This window comes from Paenibacillus ihuae, assembly GCF_001368795.1.
Classification (GTDB): Bacteria; Bacillota; Bacilli; order Paenibacillales; family Paenibacillaceae; genus Paenibacillus_AQ; species Paenibacillus_AQ ihuae.
Window position 1 is genome coordinate 52,961 of record NZ_LN831206.1, and the last position, 15,265, is coordinate 68,225.

Genomic DNA, 15,265 nt, shown 5'->3' on the forward strand with positions numbered 1-15,265 from the left:
GCGCTATACCTCCATCCGGCGCATGCAGCTGCTGGAAGGGAACCGGACCGGTATTCTGATCTCCTCCCCCGAGCTGATCCAGCAGTACAAGGAATTCGAGGAACGCGGAGAGCCGATGGAAGCGGCGTTCATGTTCGGAGTTGTGCCGGCGGTCGTGCTGGCTTCGCAGATCAGTACTCACTTATTCCATACGGATAAGCTGGAAGTGGCCTCTTCCCTGCTCCATCAGCCGCTCGATGTCGTCCAGTGCAAAACCGTTGACCTTGAAGTTCTAGCTGAGGCGGAGGTTGTGTTCGAGGGGCGGATACTCCCCGGTATCCGCGAACCGGAAGGTCCGTTTGGAGAGCTGGGCGGCTATTACGGTCCGCGTACTGAGCAGCCGGTGGTCGAAATCTCTGCCGTCACCCACCGGAACCGGCCCATATGGCAGACCATCCTTCCGGCAAGCTACGAGGAGAAGCTGCCGATGGCCATCTCCCGCGAAATCGCCCTGCTCAGCTCCGTCCGCCAGGTTGTTCCGGGAGTAAAGGATGTTCATATTACCATGGGAGGGGTTGGCCGCTACCACGCGGTCATCCAGATCCGAAAAGTCCAGGAAGGTGACGGAAAAACAGCGCTGCTGGCTGCTTTGCCGGCGACAAAGACCTCAAGCATGTTGTGGTCGTCGATGATGACGTTAACCTGCTTGATCCGCTGGATGTGGAATGGGCCATTGCCACCCGCGTGCAGGCCGATCTCGATCTGTTCATCGTCCCGGGCGCCAAAGGTTCACCGCTGGAACCGTCACATAATCTGCGCGGGGTATCTGCCAAAATGGGCATCGACGCCACCTGCCCGCTCGCACACAAAGAGCAGTACCGGAGAACACATATTCCAGGACAGGATGAAATCAGGCTGGAGGACTATGTATAACAGAGGCTTCTTTATAAAGCATGGGCTCACAAAACTTAAGCTTATGCTTCCGAAGTGAGTTTTGTACGATGCGGACTCTATGAAGATGGGCTCACAAAACTTAAGCCTATGCTTCCGAAGCAAGTTTTTTACGATGTGAACTCTGTGAAGATAGGCTCACAAAACTTTGAGGAGGTGCATTATGCAAGCGATCGGCTTAATTGAAACACGCGGCTTGACCCCGGCGCTGGAAGCGCTGGACGCCATGTGCAAGGCGGCGAATGTCAGGCTGGTCGACTTCAAACGGGTTGGCTCAGGATTAGTGACAGTGATCATTGAGGGCGATGTCGCCTCAGTGGCCGCAGCCGTCGAAGCCGGTATAGCCGCATATCAGAAGACCGGCGGACAACTGGTGTCATCAAACGTCATTCCGCGTCCGCATCCCGATCTCGCAAGAATGCTCATCTAGGCTTCCTACCGGATTCAAGCCATCAAGGAGGTGATTCACCTTGTCCAGTTTTATGAAGGACGTTGTTTCTGAAATACTCCAACGAAATCGTGCCGCCGCTCCGGCTGCAGCGGCCCCTGCTCCGTCCTGCGCGGTAAGCAGCAGGGAGAATTGCCTGCACACCTGTGCCCAGCCCGGGAATTGCTCTAAGCCCGGGCTTACGCTTCAGCGCACCAATTACCAGAAGGAGCAGGCTGCCAGACGGCTGGCCATCCTTTCCGGCCACCCTTCACCGGCACAGGATCCTGCCGGCAGACAGCCGGATTCCCTAGCAGCTGCCAGGGTTGTGCAGCCGGCAGCGAATGCTGTCCCCGGCCGGGATATGGCCGGACAATACCTGTCTCCGCTGCTTCTGCGCACCTTGTCTCCGCTGGAGCAGAAGGATAACAGCTCCCGGGGAAACTCTCCCCTGCCGCAGGTCACCCCGGAGCCGCAGGATCCGCATGCCCCGGTCCGCCTCCCGGCAGCAGGCGGGCTGGAGGTCTGGCTGTTCCCCCGCATCCGCGATGACCTCCGTCCGCTGCTTGGCAGCTCAGGCCGGAATTCCAGCTCGGCCGGGGTAATCAGCGCAGCTGCCTGTCACCCGGGCCAGCTGTTTGCCGCCGAAGAGCTGCTCTCTGCGAGCCTGAGCTGGAATCGGATATCAGCTGGAGTGTGGGCGGCAGCTTTGAGCTTAAGCTGTTCAGCAAGGATCACCATAAGGTGGCAGCCAAGCTGAAGGAGCTCGCGGATTATATGCAGGCTGGAGCCGTTTCAGCTGTCCAGGTATGGATCAGCCTGCAGCCCGGCCGGCTGCTGCGGCGGTATTTCGGCGGCGGACAGCAGGAAGCCATTGCGGTAGTAGCCGGTTCTTCCCGCTGGAACAGCATCGGTATCGCGGAGCAATGGCTGCAGCGCCATCCTTCGTCCGGTCTGCACCTCCGCACGGAGCACGGTTATTGCATCATAAGCGGAACTGCCGAACAGATGGCTGCGGCAGCGCCGGGGCTTACCCGTCTGGCAGCACCAGGCAGATGATCACAAGCACCGCTGATCAGCGGATGAATTCAACAAGGAGGCTTCCTTCATGCAAGCACTGGGTTTAATCGAGACGCTGGGCTTTACCACCGCCGTCTCAGCGGCGGATGCCGCGCTCAAAGCAGCGGATGTGCAGCTGGTTGCCGTCGAGAAGGTCATCGGCGTCGGCGGCTCACTGGGCGTGACCCTGCATTTCAGCGGGGATGTTGCTGCCGTAACCTCATCGGTAGAGGCAGGCAAGGCTGAAGCGCAGCGGGTCGGCACAGTGGTCTCCGCGCATGTAATTGCCAAGGCGCATAGTGATGTGACCGGCAAGATACTGGGCAATTACCTGTTGCCAGGGAACAGCCCCGAGGCTGATTCTGCAGTCTCCGCCCCTCTGCCGCACCACTCTTCTGCCACAATCGCTCAGCCGCCTAAGTCAGCGGACTTAGCCCAAGCATCAGATTCACCGGATTCACCGGATCAGCCAAACTAAAATAATGGAGGTTTTTAAGATGGGAGAATCACTGGGATTAATCGAAACAAAAGGTCTGGTAGGCGCAATCGAAGCAGCTGATGCAATGGTGAAGGCTGCGAATGTAGAAATTTGCGGGTATGAAAAAATCGGCTTCGGTCTCGTAACGGTAATGGTCCGGGGAGATGTGGGTGCGGTAAAAGCAGCTACCGATGCAGGAGCTGCCGCAGCTAAGCGTGTCGGGGAGCTGGTGTCGGTGCATGTCATTCCGCGGCCGCACAGTGAAGTGGAACGCGCGCTTTTGTCCAAGGGAATTGAATAATATTCTCCATGGACAACCGGCATAGCACAGTTGCAGCCAGTGCCCTTCTCGGCCTGGCTTACCGGTCCAGGGAACAGGAATTGAACAAGGACTTCCCCCGGGTCTTTATTCTGCTGGCCGGTCACTTTATTGGCATGGAGGAAGGGTATTCCGCAATAAGGCAGCTGGACGGGACCCGGACACGGCTGCGGCTGGCGGCGGATGAACAGTTGCTCCGTGACATTACAGTTCAGGAACTGGCTGCTGCAACAGGGGTGGACGATATTACTGCAACTGCTGCTCTCCGCTCTTGTTCAACGGCGGATGCCGATATGCTGTTTATTCCGGTCCTATCTTTGTCTCTGTTGTCCCGGTTAGCCCAGCTGGATGCCGGTGATCCTTTTGTGGAGCTGATTGTGCGGTTCCTCTGTGCCGGCAGACCCGTGGGGACGCTGACGCTTGGGGCGGATCCGGGGCATTATCGCTGGGGGGAGCAAGGAATGTTTCAAGCCCCTCCCCGGCTGAAGGATGAACTGCAGCATAAGCTTGCAGCCATTGAAGATTTCGGCATTACGCTGCTTGAACCGGATCAAGTGAACCGCTGGATCTCTTCGGCACAGGCAAAATCGGGCAAACAGGTATTGACCGCCGAGGATATTCAGGCTGCACTAAGAGTTGGCACCACGTCCATCCGCCTGGCGGCTCCGGCGGTGATTACTCCACTTGCCGCAGATCTGGCCAGGCAGCATTGCATTGAAATTGTATTCTAAACCAAAGAGGTGACAATCACATGAAGCTGGGAATCATTACGGGGCATGTCGTTGCAACGCGAAAAGATGAGAATCTGATCGGCGCCAAGCTGCTGATCATTCAGCCGATCCTGCCCGGTGGGGCGCCGGCAGGCCAGCCGGTCGTTGCCGTCGATACAGTAGGTGCAGGCATCGGCGAGACGATCATCTACGCGGTGGGCAGCGTGGCGTCAAGAGCAGCACTTCATCCGAACGCCCCGGTTGATGCAGCCATTGTCGGGATCGTGGACAGTGTTGATTGCGCCCGGACAGGAGGTGTGTAGCAGATGCTGACAACAGAAATAAAAGATGCCATTCAGCGCCGGCGGATGATTGATGTGCTGCTCTCCGGCGATGCTTATGCCGACCTGGTACTGAAAGGCGGCTATATTATTAACGTAATCACCCGGGAGATTTATCCCGGCGATGTCGCCGTCAAAGGTGACCGGATTCTGCTCGTCGGCCAGGCCGATAAGCTGATTGGCCCCTCGACCATTGTCGAAGATATGAGCGGCAAATTCATCAGCCCCGGCTTTATTGATTCCCATATGCATTTTGAGAGTGCGATGCTGACCGTTACAGAATTCTCGAAGCTGTCCATCCCTACAGGAACGACTACCCTGGTGGCCGATCCGCATGAAATCGGCAACGTGCTGGGTGTTCCCGGCATGAAGGCGATGATTGAAGAGGCGCGTACGCTGCCTAACCGTGTCCTGTTCACCGTCCCCTGCCTCACTCCTGATGTGCCGGGTCTGGAAACCGCCGGCGCGGATATCGGGTCCAAGGATATGCAGGACCTGCTGAGTGATGATTATGTGCAAGGAATCGGCGAGCTGCAGGGCTTCAGCAATGTCCATCCGGTGTACAACAATGCGCCTTATTTAATAGATGATCTGCTCGCTTCCGTCTCTTATGCCAAATCCATCGGCAAAACCATCGAGGGCAACGCCCCCGGCCTGTTCGGCCGTGATCTGGCAGCCCATATCATCTGCGGCGGCGGCCATATCTCCTGCCACGAGACCACCACCAAGGAAGAAATGATGGAGAAGCTGCGCTACGGGGTCAGCGTGTTCATGCGCGAAGGCTCCTCGCAGCGGAACATGGCGGAATGCATCCGTGCCATTACGGAGGAAGGGATGGATTCCCGGCGGGCGATTCTCGTCTCTGATGATATGGTCCCGGAGGATCTGCTCAAGTACGGGCACATGAACGATATTGTACGCCGCACAATTGCTGTAGGTATCGACCCCGTTGAGGCGATACAGATGGTGACGATCAATCCGGCCACCCATTTCGGGTTCCAGGATATCGGACTGCTGGCCCCCGGCGCCAAAGCCGATATCGCTGTCATCAGCGATCTGGCGCAGATGACGATATCGCAGGTGTACATCAGCGGAGTCAAGGTGGCCCAGGACGGCGAACTGACCCGTGACATCCCTTCCTATACCTATCCCGCTTCCGTGAAGAAATCAGTCAAGCGGAAGCCCGTGAAGCTGGAGGACCTGCAGCTCTCCTCCGGCGGGGCGCATGGCAGCGTGCAGGTCCGCGCTATTGAGGTCATTCCCGACCAGAATCTGACCGGAGCGGGGATCTTCACCGCTGCCGTCAAGGACGGCGTCGTGCAGCCTTCGGTAGAGAACGACCTCCTGCCCCTGCTCGTTGTCGAGCGGCATGGCCGCAGCGGCAAGATCGGCAAAACCTTCGTCCGCGGCATGAAGCTGAAGGCCGGCGCCATCGCTGAAAGTGTGGCCCATGATACCCACAATATCATTGTCACCGGCACCAATTACGCTGATATGGTGACCGCGGTCAACCGGGTCATTGCCATGGACGGCGGGATCGCCATGATTGAAGGCGGCAAGGTGGTCGGCGATCTGCCGCTGCGCATCGGCGGACTGATGACCGACGAGCTGACCGGCAAAGAGATGAGCGCAAGAATCACCGAGCTGCACCGTCTGGCCCGAGAGGAACTGGGCTGCACCCTGCATGTGCCGTTCATGCACCTGTCCTTCCTCTCGCTCGTCACCAGCCCGTCCTGGAAAATTACCGACATCGGGCTGATTGATGCCGACGCCTTCACCGTACTGCCGGCGCTGGCCTGAGCATCACAATTTTATCAAAGGAGGCTACTGCACTTGGGTATTCAGGTAGTCGATCTATCCCAGGAGATCTATCAGGGGATGCCGGTGTTCCCGCCGCATCAGAAGACGATGATCTTCCCCAATATGAGCCATGAGGAGAGCCGGCAGAAGCTTGGCTTCGAATTCGCCACGAACAACCTGCTCATTAACGAGCATGGCCCGACCCATAGCGATGCCGTCTATGAATATGACCCCAAAGGGGCGACGATTGACGAGATGCCGCTGGAGTATTTTTACGGGCCGGCCGTCTGCCTTGACCTCTCTCATATTTCACCTGATGAATACATTACCCGCAGGGATTTGGAGCTGGCCCTGGACAAAGGGTTTCTTCATCTCGACAAAGGAGACATCGTGCTGCTCTACACCGGTCATTATAACCGCGCTTACGGCACGGACGAATGGCTAACCCGCTACACGGGCCTTGATTACGAGGCAGCGGAATGGCTGGCCCGGCAGGGTGTCGTTAATATCGGCATCGACGCGCCTTCCATCGACAACCCGCTGGATACCACCTTTGCCGGGCATCTGATCTGCCGTGAGTACAAGCTGACCAATACCGAGAACCTCTGCAATCTCGACCAAATCGCGCAGAAGCGGTTCCTCTACTTCGGGCTCCCGCTCAAAATCCGCAAAGGCACCGGCTCCCCCATCCGGGCGGTCGCAGTATTTATAGAATAAAATATTAAGCAGGTGAAGGACTTGAGAAACGGAACATTGATCGAGGAAATTTTAGTACCGGCGTACGAGGGCAGAAGCGCTCTGGTGCGCAAAGGCCAGACACTGTATATCATTGATGTGGAAGGCAAGCAGGTCGGCGATTTCGTCTGCTTTAATGCCGGTAACCCTGACGAGCATGTCTCCCCCGTTCATATGCGGGCCTCGCTCAGCAGCATCCGGCTCAAACCCGGCGATGGCCTGTACAGCAACTACCGGCAGCCGCTGATGCAGCTGACCCATGATACGGTGGGACGGCATGACTTCTTTTTCCCGGCCTGTGATTATTACCGCTACAAGGTTGATTTCGGACTGGAGCAGCACCCGAACTGCCACGATAATCTGCAGAGGGCTTTGCAGAAATACAACCTTGGAGACCAGGAGCTGCCCGATCCGATCAACTGGTTCATGAATAATGCACTCGACGAGAACCTCGACTATGTCATTAAAGAACCGCTCTCGAAGCCCGGTGATTATGTCGCTCTGCTGGCACTGACGGACGTGATCGTGGCCCTCTCCTCCTGCTCGCAGGACCTCGCCCCCGTCAACGGGTTCAAGGTCACTCCGCTGCTGATGCAGATTACCGGTTAAGCTGTTTTGTACACTAATATCCGATTTGTTCACACCCCCTGAATTCACTTTTGTTCACTGCTGTCAGCTTGCTGCACTGTTCTGTTCACCCCTATGAAGTTTATAATCATACTGTGAACAATACAGAGAGGCCTTGACGCCGGTACGCATTATGAATTCAGGGGGATGCTAATGAGACTGAACAAGCTCGGCAATCGAAGAGCACTGTACAGCAGGATATTGGTCAGTATGACGCTTTGTGTGTCCTTAACCTTCCTTGTCTCCACCATTATTTATTACAACTACTATATTGGCGTCGAGAAAACGCAAGCCTTCCGTTCCGACCTCAGCGATCTCACACAGACCAGCAAAGAGGTTGTAAACATGAACGAAGCCGCGCAATCGCTTTCATTTCAAATCTACCGCAACAGCACCATCTCCAAAATCGTCTTTTACGACAAGCCTGATATATATGACGTCACAGCCGCCATGTCTGAGCTTGGAAATTATTTAAGCTCTATGCCGTATATCGAATCCATATATGTCTATAATCCGAAAAGCGCAAAGCTCTATATCGCCTCTTCCCACGGCCAGAACGGTGTATTTACCGAGCAGGAGCTGGTGGATACGAATATTCTGGATATCCTGAACCATTACGAGGAATACAAGCCGTTTACGCCGATTCCGCGCGTCTATTCGAACGGTGCCGAAGAGAATAACCAGGTCAGGGCCTATACCTTCTTATGCTACGATGCCATCGGCTGGGACCGGACAATTAACTCGGCAGTGATCGTTAACATTTCGGCTCCTTGGATCAACAAAGAGATTAACAGTCCTGCCGATTCCAAAAGCGCAACCTTTATTCTGTCCGGGAACGGTTCCTTCCTGTCCGGCAACAGCCTGGAGCAGCAGGAGCTTTCAGCCGAAGAAGCCCGCTGGGTAGAGCAGAAGATTACGGGAGATACCGAGGGCTACTTTATCGACAAGTATGCCGGCGTCAATTCACTGATCTCTTATACTGCTCCGGATGATCTGAACTGGCAGTATGTGCGCATCACCCCTTATGAAATCATCACCAAACAGACCGACAGCATCCGGAACGCCACCCTGCTCATCGCCGCCCTGATTCTGGTTGGAGGGATCATTTTGTCCTGGATCACCTCCAAAAGCCTGTATCTGCCGATCAACCGCATTGTCAGCGAGATGAACATTCTCGAGAGTGAGAAAAGGGACAGCATGTTTATGATCCGGCAAAATACCATGCGCGATCTGGTCCTGGGCCTAAAGCCGCTGCAATCCATTCAGCAGGTGGAGAAGCTCAGACAGCTCGGCATTCATTTTACCTTCAATGACGATTACCGGCTGATCCTCCTGCGGATTGACAACTACAGGGAACTCAGGGATGAACGGTCGTCCTATCTGCTGGCTTACAAATTTGCGATTATGAATATCGCCTCGGAAATCTGCGGCCAGACCTACCGGGTTGAGACGGTTGATATGAATGATGACGGAATACTTGTGCTCCTGAATATCATTGATTCGATAGAATACACCGACACCGGACTGATCGAGACGCTCCTGCGGCAGATTCAGCTGGCCTGCTCCGATTATCTGAAAATAAGCCTTACCCTCACCTACAGCCATATCGAACGGAATGCCCTGCAGCTGCATCAGCTCTACAAGCAGGTCAGAGAAGCCTCGAATCACAGGCTGTTTTACGGGCATGGCTGCATCATCAGTGCACAGTCCATAAGTGCGCTTCAGGCCAATACGTACCATTATCCGACGGAAAAAGAAAAACGTCTGACCGATGCGCTGATGTGCGGCAAGATCGAGGAGGCCAAGGAGCATTTCAGCGCCATTATCCGGGAAGCGGAATCGTATCCCTTCCATACCGTGCAATTAGCCGTGTCGAGACTTAGTGTGACGATAAAAGAAATCATCAGCACCATCCAAAAACGTAACCGTTTACAATGTGATGGAGTGCCCGCCTTGCCAACTCTGGAATCCGTAGAAACCGTCGCCGAGCTGGAAGATGCTTTCTTCGCCCTGTTCAGTGAAATGCGCGGACAGCTGTCTGAGAAAAAAAATACCAAGCAGCATGATCTGATCCGCCTGATCAATCAAAAGGTCGCTGAGAACTATATGGAGCCGAATCTTAGCCTGAACCAGATCGCCGATGACCTTGATATGTCTCCGATCTACATCAGCCGGCTTTACAAGCAGCAGACCATGACCAGCATCGTCGACGTCATCCTGGAGGTACGGATGCGCGAGGTGTGCAGCCTGCTGGAGAATACCGATCTGCCGGTAACGACCATTGCCGAGCGCTGCGGCTTCACCAGCAGCTCCTACCTGCACCGGATGTTCAAGCGCAGCTTCGGCACCACCCCTACCGACTACCGGCGCTCTAAAAATGCTTAGTTCTTATCTACTCTTTCCCATGAGCAGCCTCGGCAATTAAATGCCGAGGCTGCCTCATGAGGCCGCTCTCAAGCCTGCCACCCCAAGCCAGCCTCCAACTATACGGAGGCTGGCTTTCATGCTGCCCCCTCCCCTGTCCCGGAAGCCAGTGGCTGGCGGGCTTTTGCTGCTTCGCAGTTTTGGAGAGCTTGATCCCCACCATGAAGGTGAGAAGCAGCGAAGGGGAAGTTTGGAACTGGAGGAGCGCTAGCGTTCGCCTTTATATTTGGATTTCTACCGCGGCCAGCGGTTTCAATCAAGGAATCCAAATATAACAGCGGCCGGAAGTCCAAACATTCCCCGCAGTTGCGCAGACACCGAAATGCCCCCTCCAAGCTCTCCCGCACAGCACAGCGACAAATAAAAACGCCCCAAAAGCCATCGGCTTCCGGGGCACTCCTCCACTATTTAATGCCTTTCTCCGCAACATAAGCGTTCCATTGCTTCGTCCACTCGGTCTGGATTTTTTCCAGCCCGGCCTGTTTAGCCTTCTGCATGAAGGTTTCCAGCCCTTTATCAATATCCTCAACTAAGCCTGCCTCCAGCGGGAAGAGGTATTGCTTCTCCACTTGCTCCAGTGCCGCTTTCTCCGCCTGGTACGAGGAGTAGTCTTCCGCAAAGCCCAGGAACAGGTCAGGCTTCTGGATTTTGTCCAGCTCATCGAAGATGGCCTTCACACCGTCGAAGCCTTTATCGAACAGCATGAACTCAGGATTTCTCCAAGCCCAGCCGTTCATCCCTTCACGGGAGAAGCCATTACTCGTGCTGGTGCCGACCAGCTTGTAGTAGCCGTCTTCAACGGTGTAGTTCTTGCCTTCAATACCATACTGTGTCAGCTGATTGTAGCGTTTGTCGAGGACCAGCTTTTCATAGAACGCGAGCGCTCTTTCCGGATTTTTGCTGCTCTTCGGAATCGCAAAGCCGTTGTGAATCGGATGTACAGGCGTAGCATAACCTGTGGTCAGACCGAATGGAGAATAGGCCAGCTCCCATTCGGGATGGGTTGTGCTGATCTTCATCTTCATGTCGTTATAGCGCGTCGGATTATCTCCGAACATGCTGGCCGCTTTACCGGAAGTCATCGGATCCTGCATCGTATCCTTGATGTTCAGCACGTTCTTGGGAATGAAGCCTTTGTCCGCCCAGCGTTTCATCGTTTTCAGCTCTTCTTTTTGCTCATCAGAACCCCAGTAGGAGTAGACAGTAGTAGGCGATTCATACTTCACTCCCATCCCGTAAGGGAGAGCGCCAATCATTTTGTTAAGCTCGGTATAAATGTAATGGAGATTATTGCCGATATCGCTGTTCAGGGACATTGGCATCATATCCGGCTCGTTTTTGACAATGCCGTCCATATAAGCCTCGTAGCTGGCCAGATCTTTAGGCACAGGCAGATCATATTTCTTGCGCAGATCCTCGCGGTATACGAAGCCGTTGGTTACGTACTCTTTATAAGTGGCAGGAACGGTATAGATTTTACCGTCTACCTTCACATCTTCCCACATCGAATCCGGTACGAATTTCTGCAGCTCCGGTGCCGCCTTGGGCAGCAGATCGTCAATCGCCAGGAAAGCTCCCCGTTTCGCATACGACTGGTACTGGGTCCAATCCGCTGTAAAGATCAGATCAATCGCCTGGCCGGAAGACAGCAGCAGCTTATACTTCTGATCCCAGTCCGTCCAGCTCGTATAGTTGAACTTAATCGTAGCGTTCAGCTCTTCCTGAGCCATCTTGTTGATTTCGTCTTGAATGACCGGCAGATCCTTAGGGGCATCGCCGAGCATATAGAACTGAAGCTCCACTTTCTTCGAAGTGTCTATTCCGGTCTCTGCCGGAGCTGCCGTGCTGGTAGTGCTGTCCGTTGCAGCGGCTGTACCTGTATTGCCATCTGTCCCGCTGTTTGCGCTGTTCCCGCTGTTGTTATTGCCGCCACAGCCCGCAAGGAGCGAGAGCGCCAGCGCAGCCGTTGTAAGCGTAACCAGAGATCTTCGGCCTGTCTTCTTTTTCATCATGAACCCTCCTAAAAGTTTTGTTTAGCATACACATCCTTGAGTCACTTCGAACAAAACTTGCCTCGGAAGCATATGCTTAGTTTTGTTTAGCATACACATCCTTGAGTCACTTCGAACAAAACTATGTTAGCCGGACAACAGGCACAACCTCCACGGTGTGCTCCACTATACGGTTCTAACCTTTTACAGCGCCAATCGTCAAGCCTTTTACAAAATACCGCTGAATGAACGGGTACAGGAACAGAATCGGTCCGGTAACGACAATGGCCATCGCCATCTTGGTCGATTCGGTCGGCAGATCGCTCCCCAGACTGACCCCCGTACCCGCGCCCATGTTGGCGATAAAGGCCGCAGAGTTGATGACATTGTACAGATGGAACTGCAGCTGATATTTGTGCGGATCGTTGATGAACAGTGAAGAGGAGAACCAGTCGTTCCAATACGCCAGGGCCAGAAACAAGCCTACTGTGGCGATGCCGGGCATCGACAGCTGGAGCACGATCCGCCAGTAGATTTTGAAATCACCGGCCCCGTCGATCTTAGCGGACTCGAACAGCTCCTCAGGAACAGCCGAGCGGATAAAGTTCTTCATCAGAATGATCAGGAACGGGGTCATCAGCCCCGGAAAAATCAGCGCACCGTATGAATCGGTCAGATGCAGATATTTGGTGATCATAATGTACCAGGGCACCAGTCCGCCGCCGAACAGCGTCGTGAAATAGATATAGAAGGAAAAGGTGTTGCGGTATTTGAAATCCTTGCGGGCCAGCACATATCCGGCCATCGTCATGAAGAACAGCCCCAGCAGCGTGCCCGTTACCGTCGTGAATAGCGTAACCCCATACGCCCGCAGAACCTCGTCAGGAAAGGTAAACACCGTCTTGTAGCCCTCCACCGAGAACTGCGCCGGGATCAGATGATAACCGTCCTTGATGATCGATTCATTGGCAGTCAGAGAAGCCGAGATAATCAGCAGAAACGGAATCAGGCAGGCCAGCGAGCCGAGAATGATGACGGTGTACGCCAGGCCCTGAAGCAGCCGCGTATAATGATCGTCTTTGATTTGCATACCCCTTGTCTCCTCCTAGAACAACGCGTAATCATCGTTTATTTTGCGGATAATGTAGTTCACCGTCATGATCAGAATGAAGCCGAACAGCGATTGATACAGGCCTGCCGCTGTCGCCATTCCGATATCAAAGGTAACCTTGAGCGAACGGAATACATACGTATCCAGAATATCCGTCGTATTGTACAGCACCCCGTTGTTGCCGATCAGCTGGTAAAAGAGGTCAAATTGCCCCTTCATAATACTTCCGAGCGAGAACAGCAGCAGCACGACAAAGGTAGATTTCAGCATCGGCACCGTGATGTACCAGATCCGCTGAAAAATATGCGCACCATCGATTTTGGCTGCCTCATAATACTCATCGCTGATCCCGGTGATAGCGGCCAGATAAATGACCATGCTGTAGCCGAGATTTTTCCAGAGGTAAAAAAGAATGATCAGGAATATCCACACCACCGGCTTATTGTAGACATCGACCGGACCTGCGCCGAACCGGGCCAGCAGCGTATTCAAGAAACCGCTGTCATAATTGAACACGTTGTAGACGATAACGCTCAGGATTACGAAGGAGACGAAGTACGGCAGGAACATGATGGACTGGGTAAGCTTTTTGAACCATTTCACCCGCAGCTCACTGAGCAGAATCGCACAGACGATCGCCAGCACGTTACCCAGTACGATAAACGCCAGATTGTAACCGATCGTATTGAGGGTAAGCTTCACCAAAGTGCCGGATTTCCAGAGAAATTCAAAATTTTTGAGCCCGACGAACGGTGCACTGAACAGCCCGGAATTGAAGTCAAACTGGGTAAAAGCATAATACACACCCACCATCGGAAAATACGAATTCACCAGGAAGAACAACAGTGCCGGAAGCAGCATCAGAAAAAGAATCCGGTTATGGATCAGCTCATGGAGGAATCCCTTCCTCTTCTTTTTTACCGTGCCTGACCCTAGCGGTGATGCTGCCGGGCCGCCTCCTTTTAAGGGAAGCTCTATCGCGAGCGGTGTTCCGGTCTTGCGTTTGCGCTGTCTCAAAGCCCTCACTCTCCTATGCCTGTATATGACCCAAGTATAGAAAAGCCCCGTCCGCCCGGATAGTAGCGCTTCAGGGTATTCCTGTATTATGTTGCGATTCCTCCAGTGAAATTTTACAACTTTTGTGCAGGATCACAGGATAATGGTCTATTACACCACGTCAAAAAGCCCCGGCTTCTCTTCCGCAGAAGAAAACACCAGGGTGAAGGTGAAATTCCGGTTTTACTTATTCAAAAAGAAGCCTCTGCCGCCTTGCACTGGACAGCCTGCTGGCCTCCATCCTGAGACTCTGCCGCATACAGCACCTTCCGCCCGCGCCAGCGCCGCAGCACCAGCACCCCTCTCGCCGCCTCATCGGCGATCATGCAGCAGTAGATGCCAACCAGCCCCCAGCCCCAGCTTATGCCGAGCAGGTAAGAGCCGCCGATCCCGATCAGCGTCATGCTGATCAGCGAGATCGTCATCGTATAGCGGGTATCGCCGATGGCGTTAAGCGCATTGCCCATGGCCATGTTGAGCATTTTACAGGGCTGCAGCAGCAGGTTCAGTGCCAGCAATGCCACACCGATGGAGACAATTTCTCCGTCGGCCGTAAACATGCCCAGCAGCGTCTTGCCAAAAGCCAACAGCAGCACAACATTCGCACTGACAATAGCCAGCCCGATATACAGCGTCCGGTAGGCGCTGCGGTAGACCTCGGACAGCTGGCGTGCACCGAACAAGGTCGCTATCCGGATCTGGCCTGCCATCGCTACCGCATAGCCCAGGGTGAAGCAGAACGATTCCAGCGTGTTCAGATAGGTGCGTGCCGCCAGCTCTTTTGCCCCGAGCATAGCCAGAAAAGAGTAAATCGCCAGCTGTGATACTACCCAGGCTGACGAATTCAGCCCCAGCGGCCAGCTGATCTTCACAATCTCCCCGAACAGCTTCCGCTTGAAGGTAGCAAAGTCCCGCAGCCGGATTCTGCGTTCAAAGGCGCCACAGAACATCACCAGCAGAACTATCGCGCCAAGCCCTCTGCTGATTACATTGGAGATGGCGATTCCGCCCAGTCCCAGCTGCGGCAATCCGAACATGCCGAAGATAAAAATATAATTCAGAATAATGTGGATCACATTGACTGCAACCCCTGTATACATCGGCCCCCGGGTATTGCCCGTGTTGCGAATAGCCGAGCCCAGGGAAGCGGTCAGTCCTATCAGAAACAATCCGCCGCCGACATAAGTCAGATAGACATGGGCAAGCGGGATCAGTTCACCGGAAATATTCAGCGCTCCGCCGACCGGATCGGCGAAC

General features: G+C 54.4%; 15 protein-coding genes and 1 pseudogene. 12 read left to right on the plus strand and 4 right to left on the minus strand.

Annotated elements, in window-relative coordinates; genetic code table 11:
* The first annotated feature begins 22 nt into the window (after window positions 1–22).
* The 12 genes and pseudogenes from AQR02_RS35050 (at window position 23) to AQR02_RS29785 (ending at window position 9,811) form a co-directional block, all read left to right on the plus strand.
* A pseudogene (locus AQR02_RS35050) lies at window positions 23–912 on the plus strand (UbiD family decarboxylase domain-containing protein).
* 181 nt (window positions 913–1,093) lie between these two features.
* A complete protein-coding gene (locus AQR02_RS29735) occupies window positions 1,094–1,360 on the plus strand; it encodes a BMC domain-containing protein (RefSeq protein WP_054943920.1) in 267 nt (88 codons plus the stop codon).
* A 40-nt stretch (window positions 1,361–1,400) separates the two neighbouring features.
* Entirely contained in the window at window positions 1,401–2,117 is a 717-nt protein-coding gene (locus AQR02_RS29740; RefSeq protein ID WP_054943921.1) for a hypothetical protein, read from the plus strand.
* On the plus strand, window positions 2,102–2,416 hold the full coding sequence (locus AQR02_RS29745; RefSeq protein WP_054943922.1) for a hypothetical protein: 315 nt from the start codon (window positions 2,102–2,104) through the stop codon (window positions 2,414–2,416). The genes AQR02_RS29740 and AQR02_RS29745 overlap by 16 nt, the downstream gene beginning before the upstream one ends.
* Window positions 2,417–2,465: 49 nt before the next feature.
* On the plus strand, window positions 2,466–2,894 hold the full coding sequence (locus tag AQR02_RS35260; RefSeq protein WP_082452160.1) for a BMC domain-containing protein: 429 nt from the start codon (window positions 2,466–2,468) through the stop codon (window positions 2,892–2,894).
* Between the two features lie 19 nt (window positions 2,895–2,913).
* Window positions 2,914–3,195, plus strand: a complete 282-nt coding sequence (locus AQR02_RS29755) for a BMC domain-containing protein (protein WP_019908484.1) — start codon at window positions 2,914–2,916, stop codon at window positions 3,193–3,195.
* A gap of 8 nt (window positions 3,196–3,203) precedes the next feature.
* Window positions 3,204–3,944 carry a hypothetical protein gene (locus AQR02_RS29760; protein ID WP_054943923.1) on the plus strand — a complete coding sequence of 247 codons (741 nt, stop codon included), beginning with the start codon at window positions 3,204–3,206 and terminating at the stop codon, window positions 3,942–3,944.
* 20 nt (window positions 3,945–3,964) lie between these two features.
* Complete coding sequence (locus tag AQR02_RS29765; protein WP_054943924.1) at window positions 3,965–4,246, plus strand: EutN/CcmL family microcompartment protein; 282 nt, start codon at window positions 3,965–3,967, stop codon at window positions 4,244–4,246.
* 3 nt (window positions 4,247–4,249) lie between these two features.
* Window positions 4,250–6,064, plus strand: a complete 1,815-nt coding sequence (locus AQR02_RS29770; protein WP_054943925.1) for an adenine deaminase — start codon at window positions 4,250–4,252, stop codon at window positions 6,062–6,064.
* A 33-nt stretch (window positions 6,065–6,097) separates the two neighbouring features.
* Window positions 6,098–6,781 carry a cyclase family protein gene (locus AQR02_RS29775; RefSeq protein WP_054943926.1) on the plus strand — a complete coding sequence of 228 codons (684 nt, stop codon included), beginning with the start codon at window positions 6,098–6,100 and terminating at the stop codon, window positions 6,779–6,781.
* A gap of 21 nt (window positions 6,782–6,802) precedes the next feature.
* Window positions 6,803–7,408, plus strand: coding sequence for a DUF1989 domain-containing protein (locus tag AQR02_RS29780; protein WP_425340033.1), 606 nt, complete (start codon window positions 6,803–6,805; stop codon window positions 7,406–7,408).
* Window positions 7,409–7,579: 171 nt separating this feature from the next.
* Window positions 7,580–9,811, plus strand: coding sequence for a helix-turn-helix transcriptional regulator (locus AQR02_RS29785; protein ID WP_054943928.1), 2,232 nt, complete (start codon window positions 7,580–7,582; stop codon window positions 9,809–9,811).
* Window positions 9,812–10,254: 443 nt separating this feature from the next.
* On the opposite strand, the gene AQR02_RS29790 is transcribed toward AQR02_RS29785, so the two are convergent.
* From AQR02_RS29790 to AQR02_RS29805, 4 genes are all read right to left on the minus strand, one after another.
* Window positions 10,255–11,859, minus strand: a complete 1,605-nt coding sequence (locus AQR02_RS29790; RefSeq protein WP_108722124.1) for an extracellular solute-binding protein — start codon at window positions 11,857–11,859, stop codon at window positions 10,255–10,257.
* 178 nt (window positions 11,860–12,037) lie between these two features.
* On the minus strand, window positions 12,038–12,931 hold the full coding sequence (locus AQR02_RS29795) for a carbohydrate ABC transporter permease (protein WP_054943930.1): 894 nt from the start codon (window positions 12,929–12,931) through the stop codon (window positions 12,038–12,040).
* A gap of 15 nt (window positions 12,932–12,946) precedes the next feature.
* Window positions 12,947–13,813: an ABC transporter permease gene (locus AQR02_RS29800; protein ID WP_236337298.1), complete on the minus strand. Its 867-nt coding sequence runs from the start codon at window positions 13,811–13,813 to the stop codon at window positions 12,947–12,949.
* A 386-nt stretch (window positions 13,814–14,199) separates the two neighbouring features.
* A partial coding sequence (locus AQR02_RS29805; protein ID WP_108722126.1) for an MATE family efflux transporter occupies window positions 14,200–15,265 on the minus strand: 1,066 nt, incomplete at its 5' end.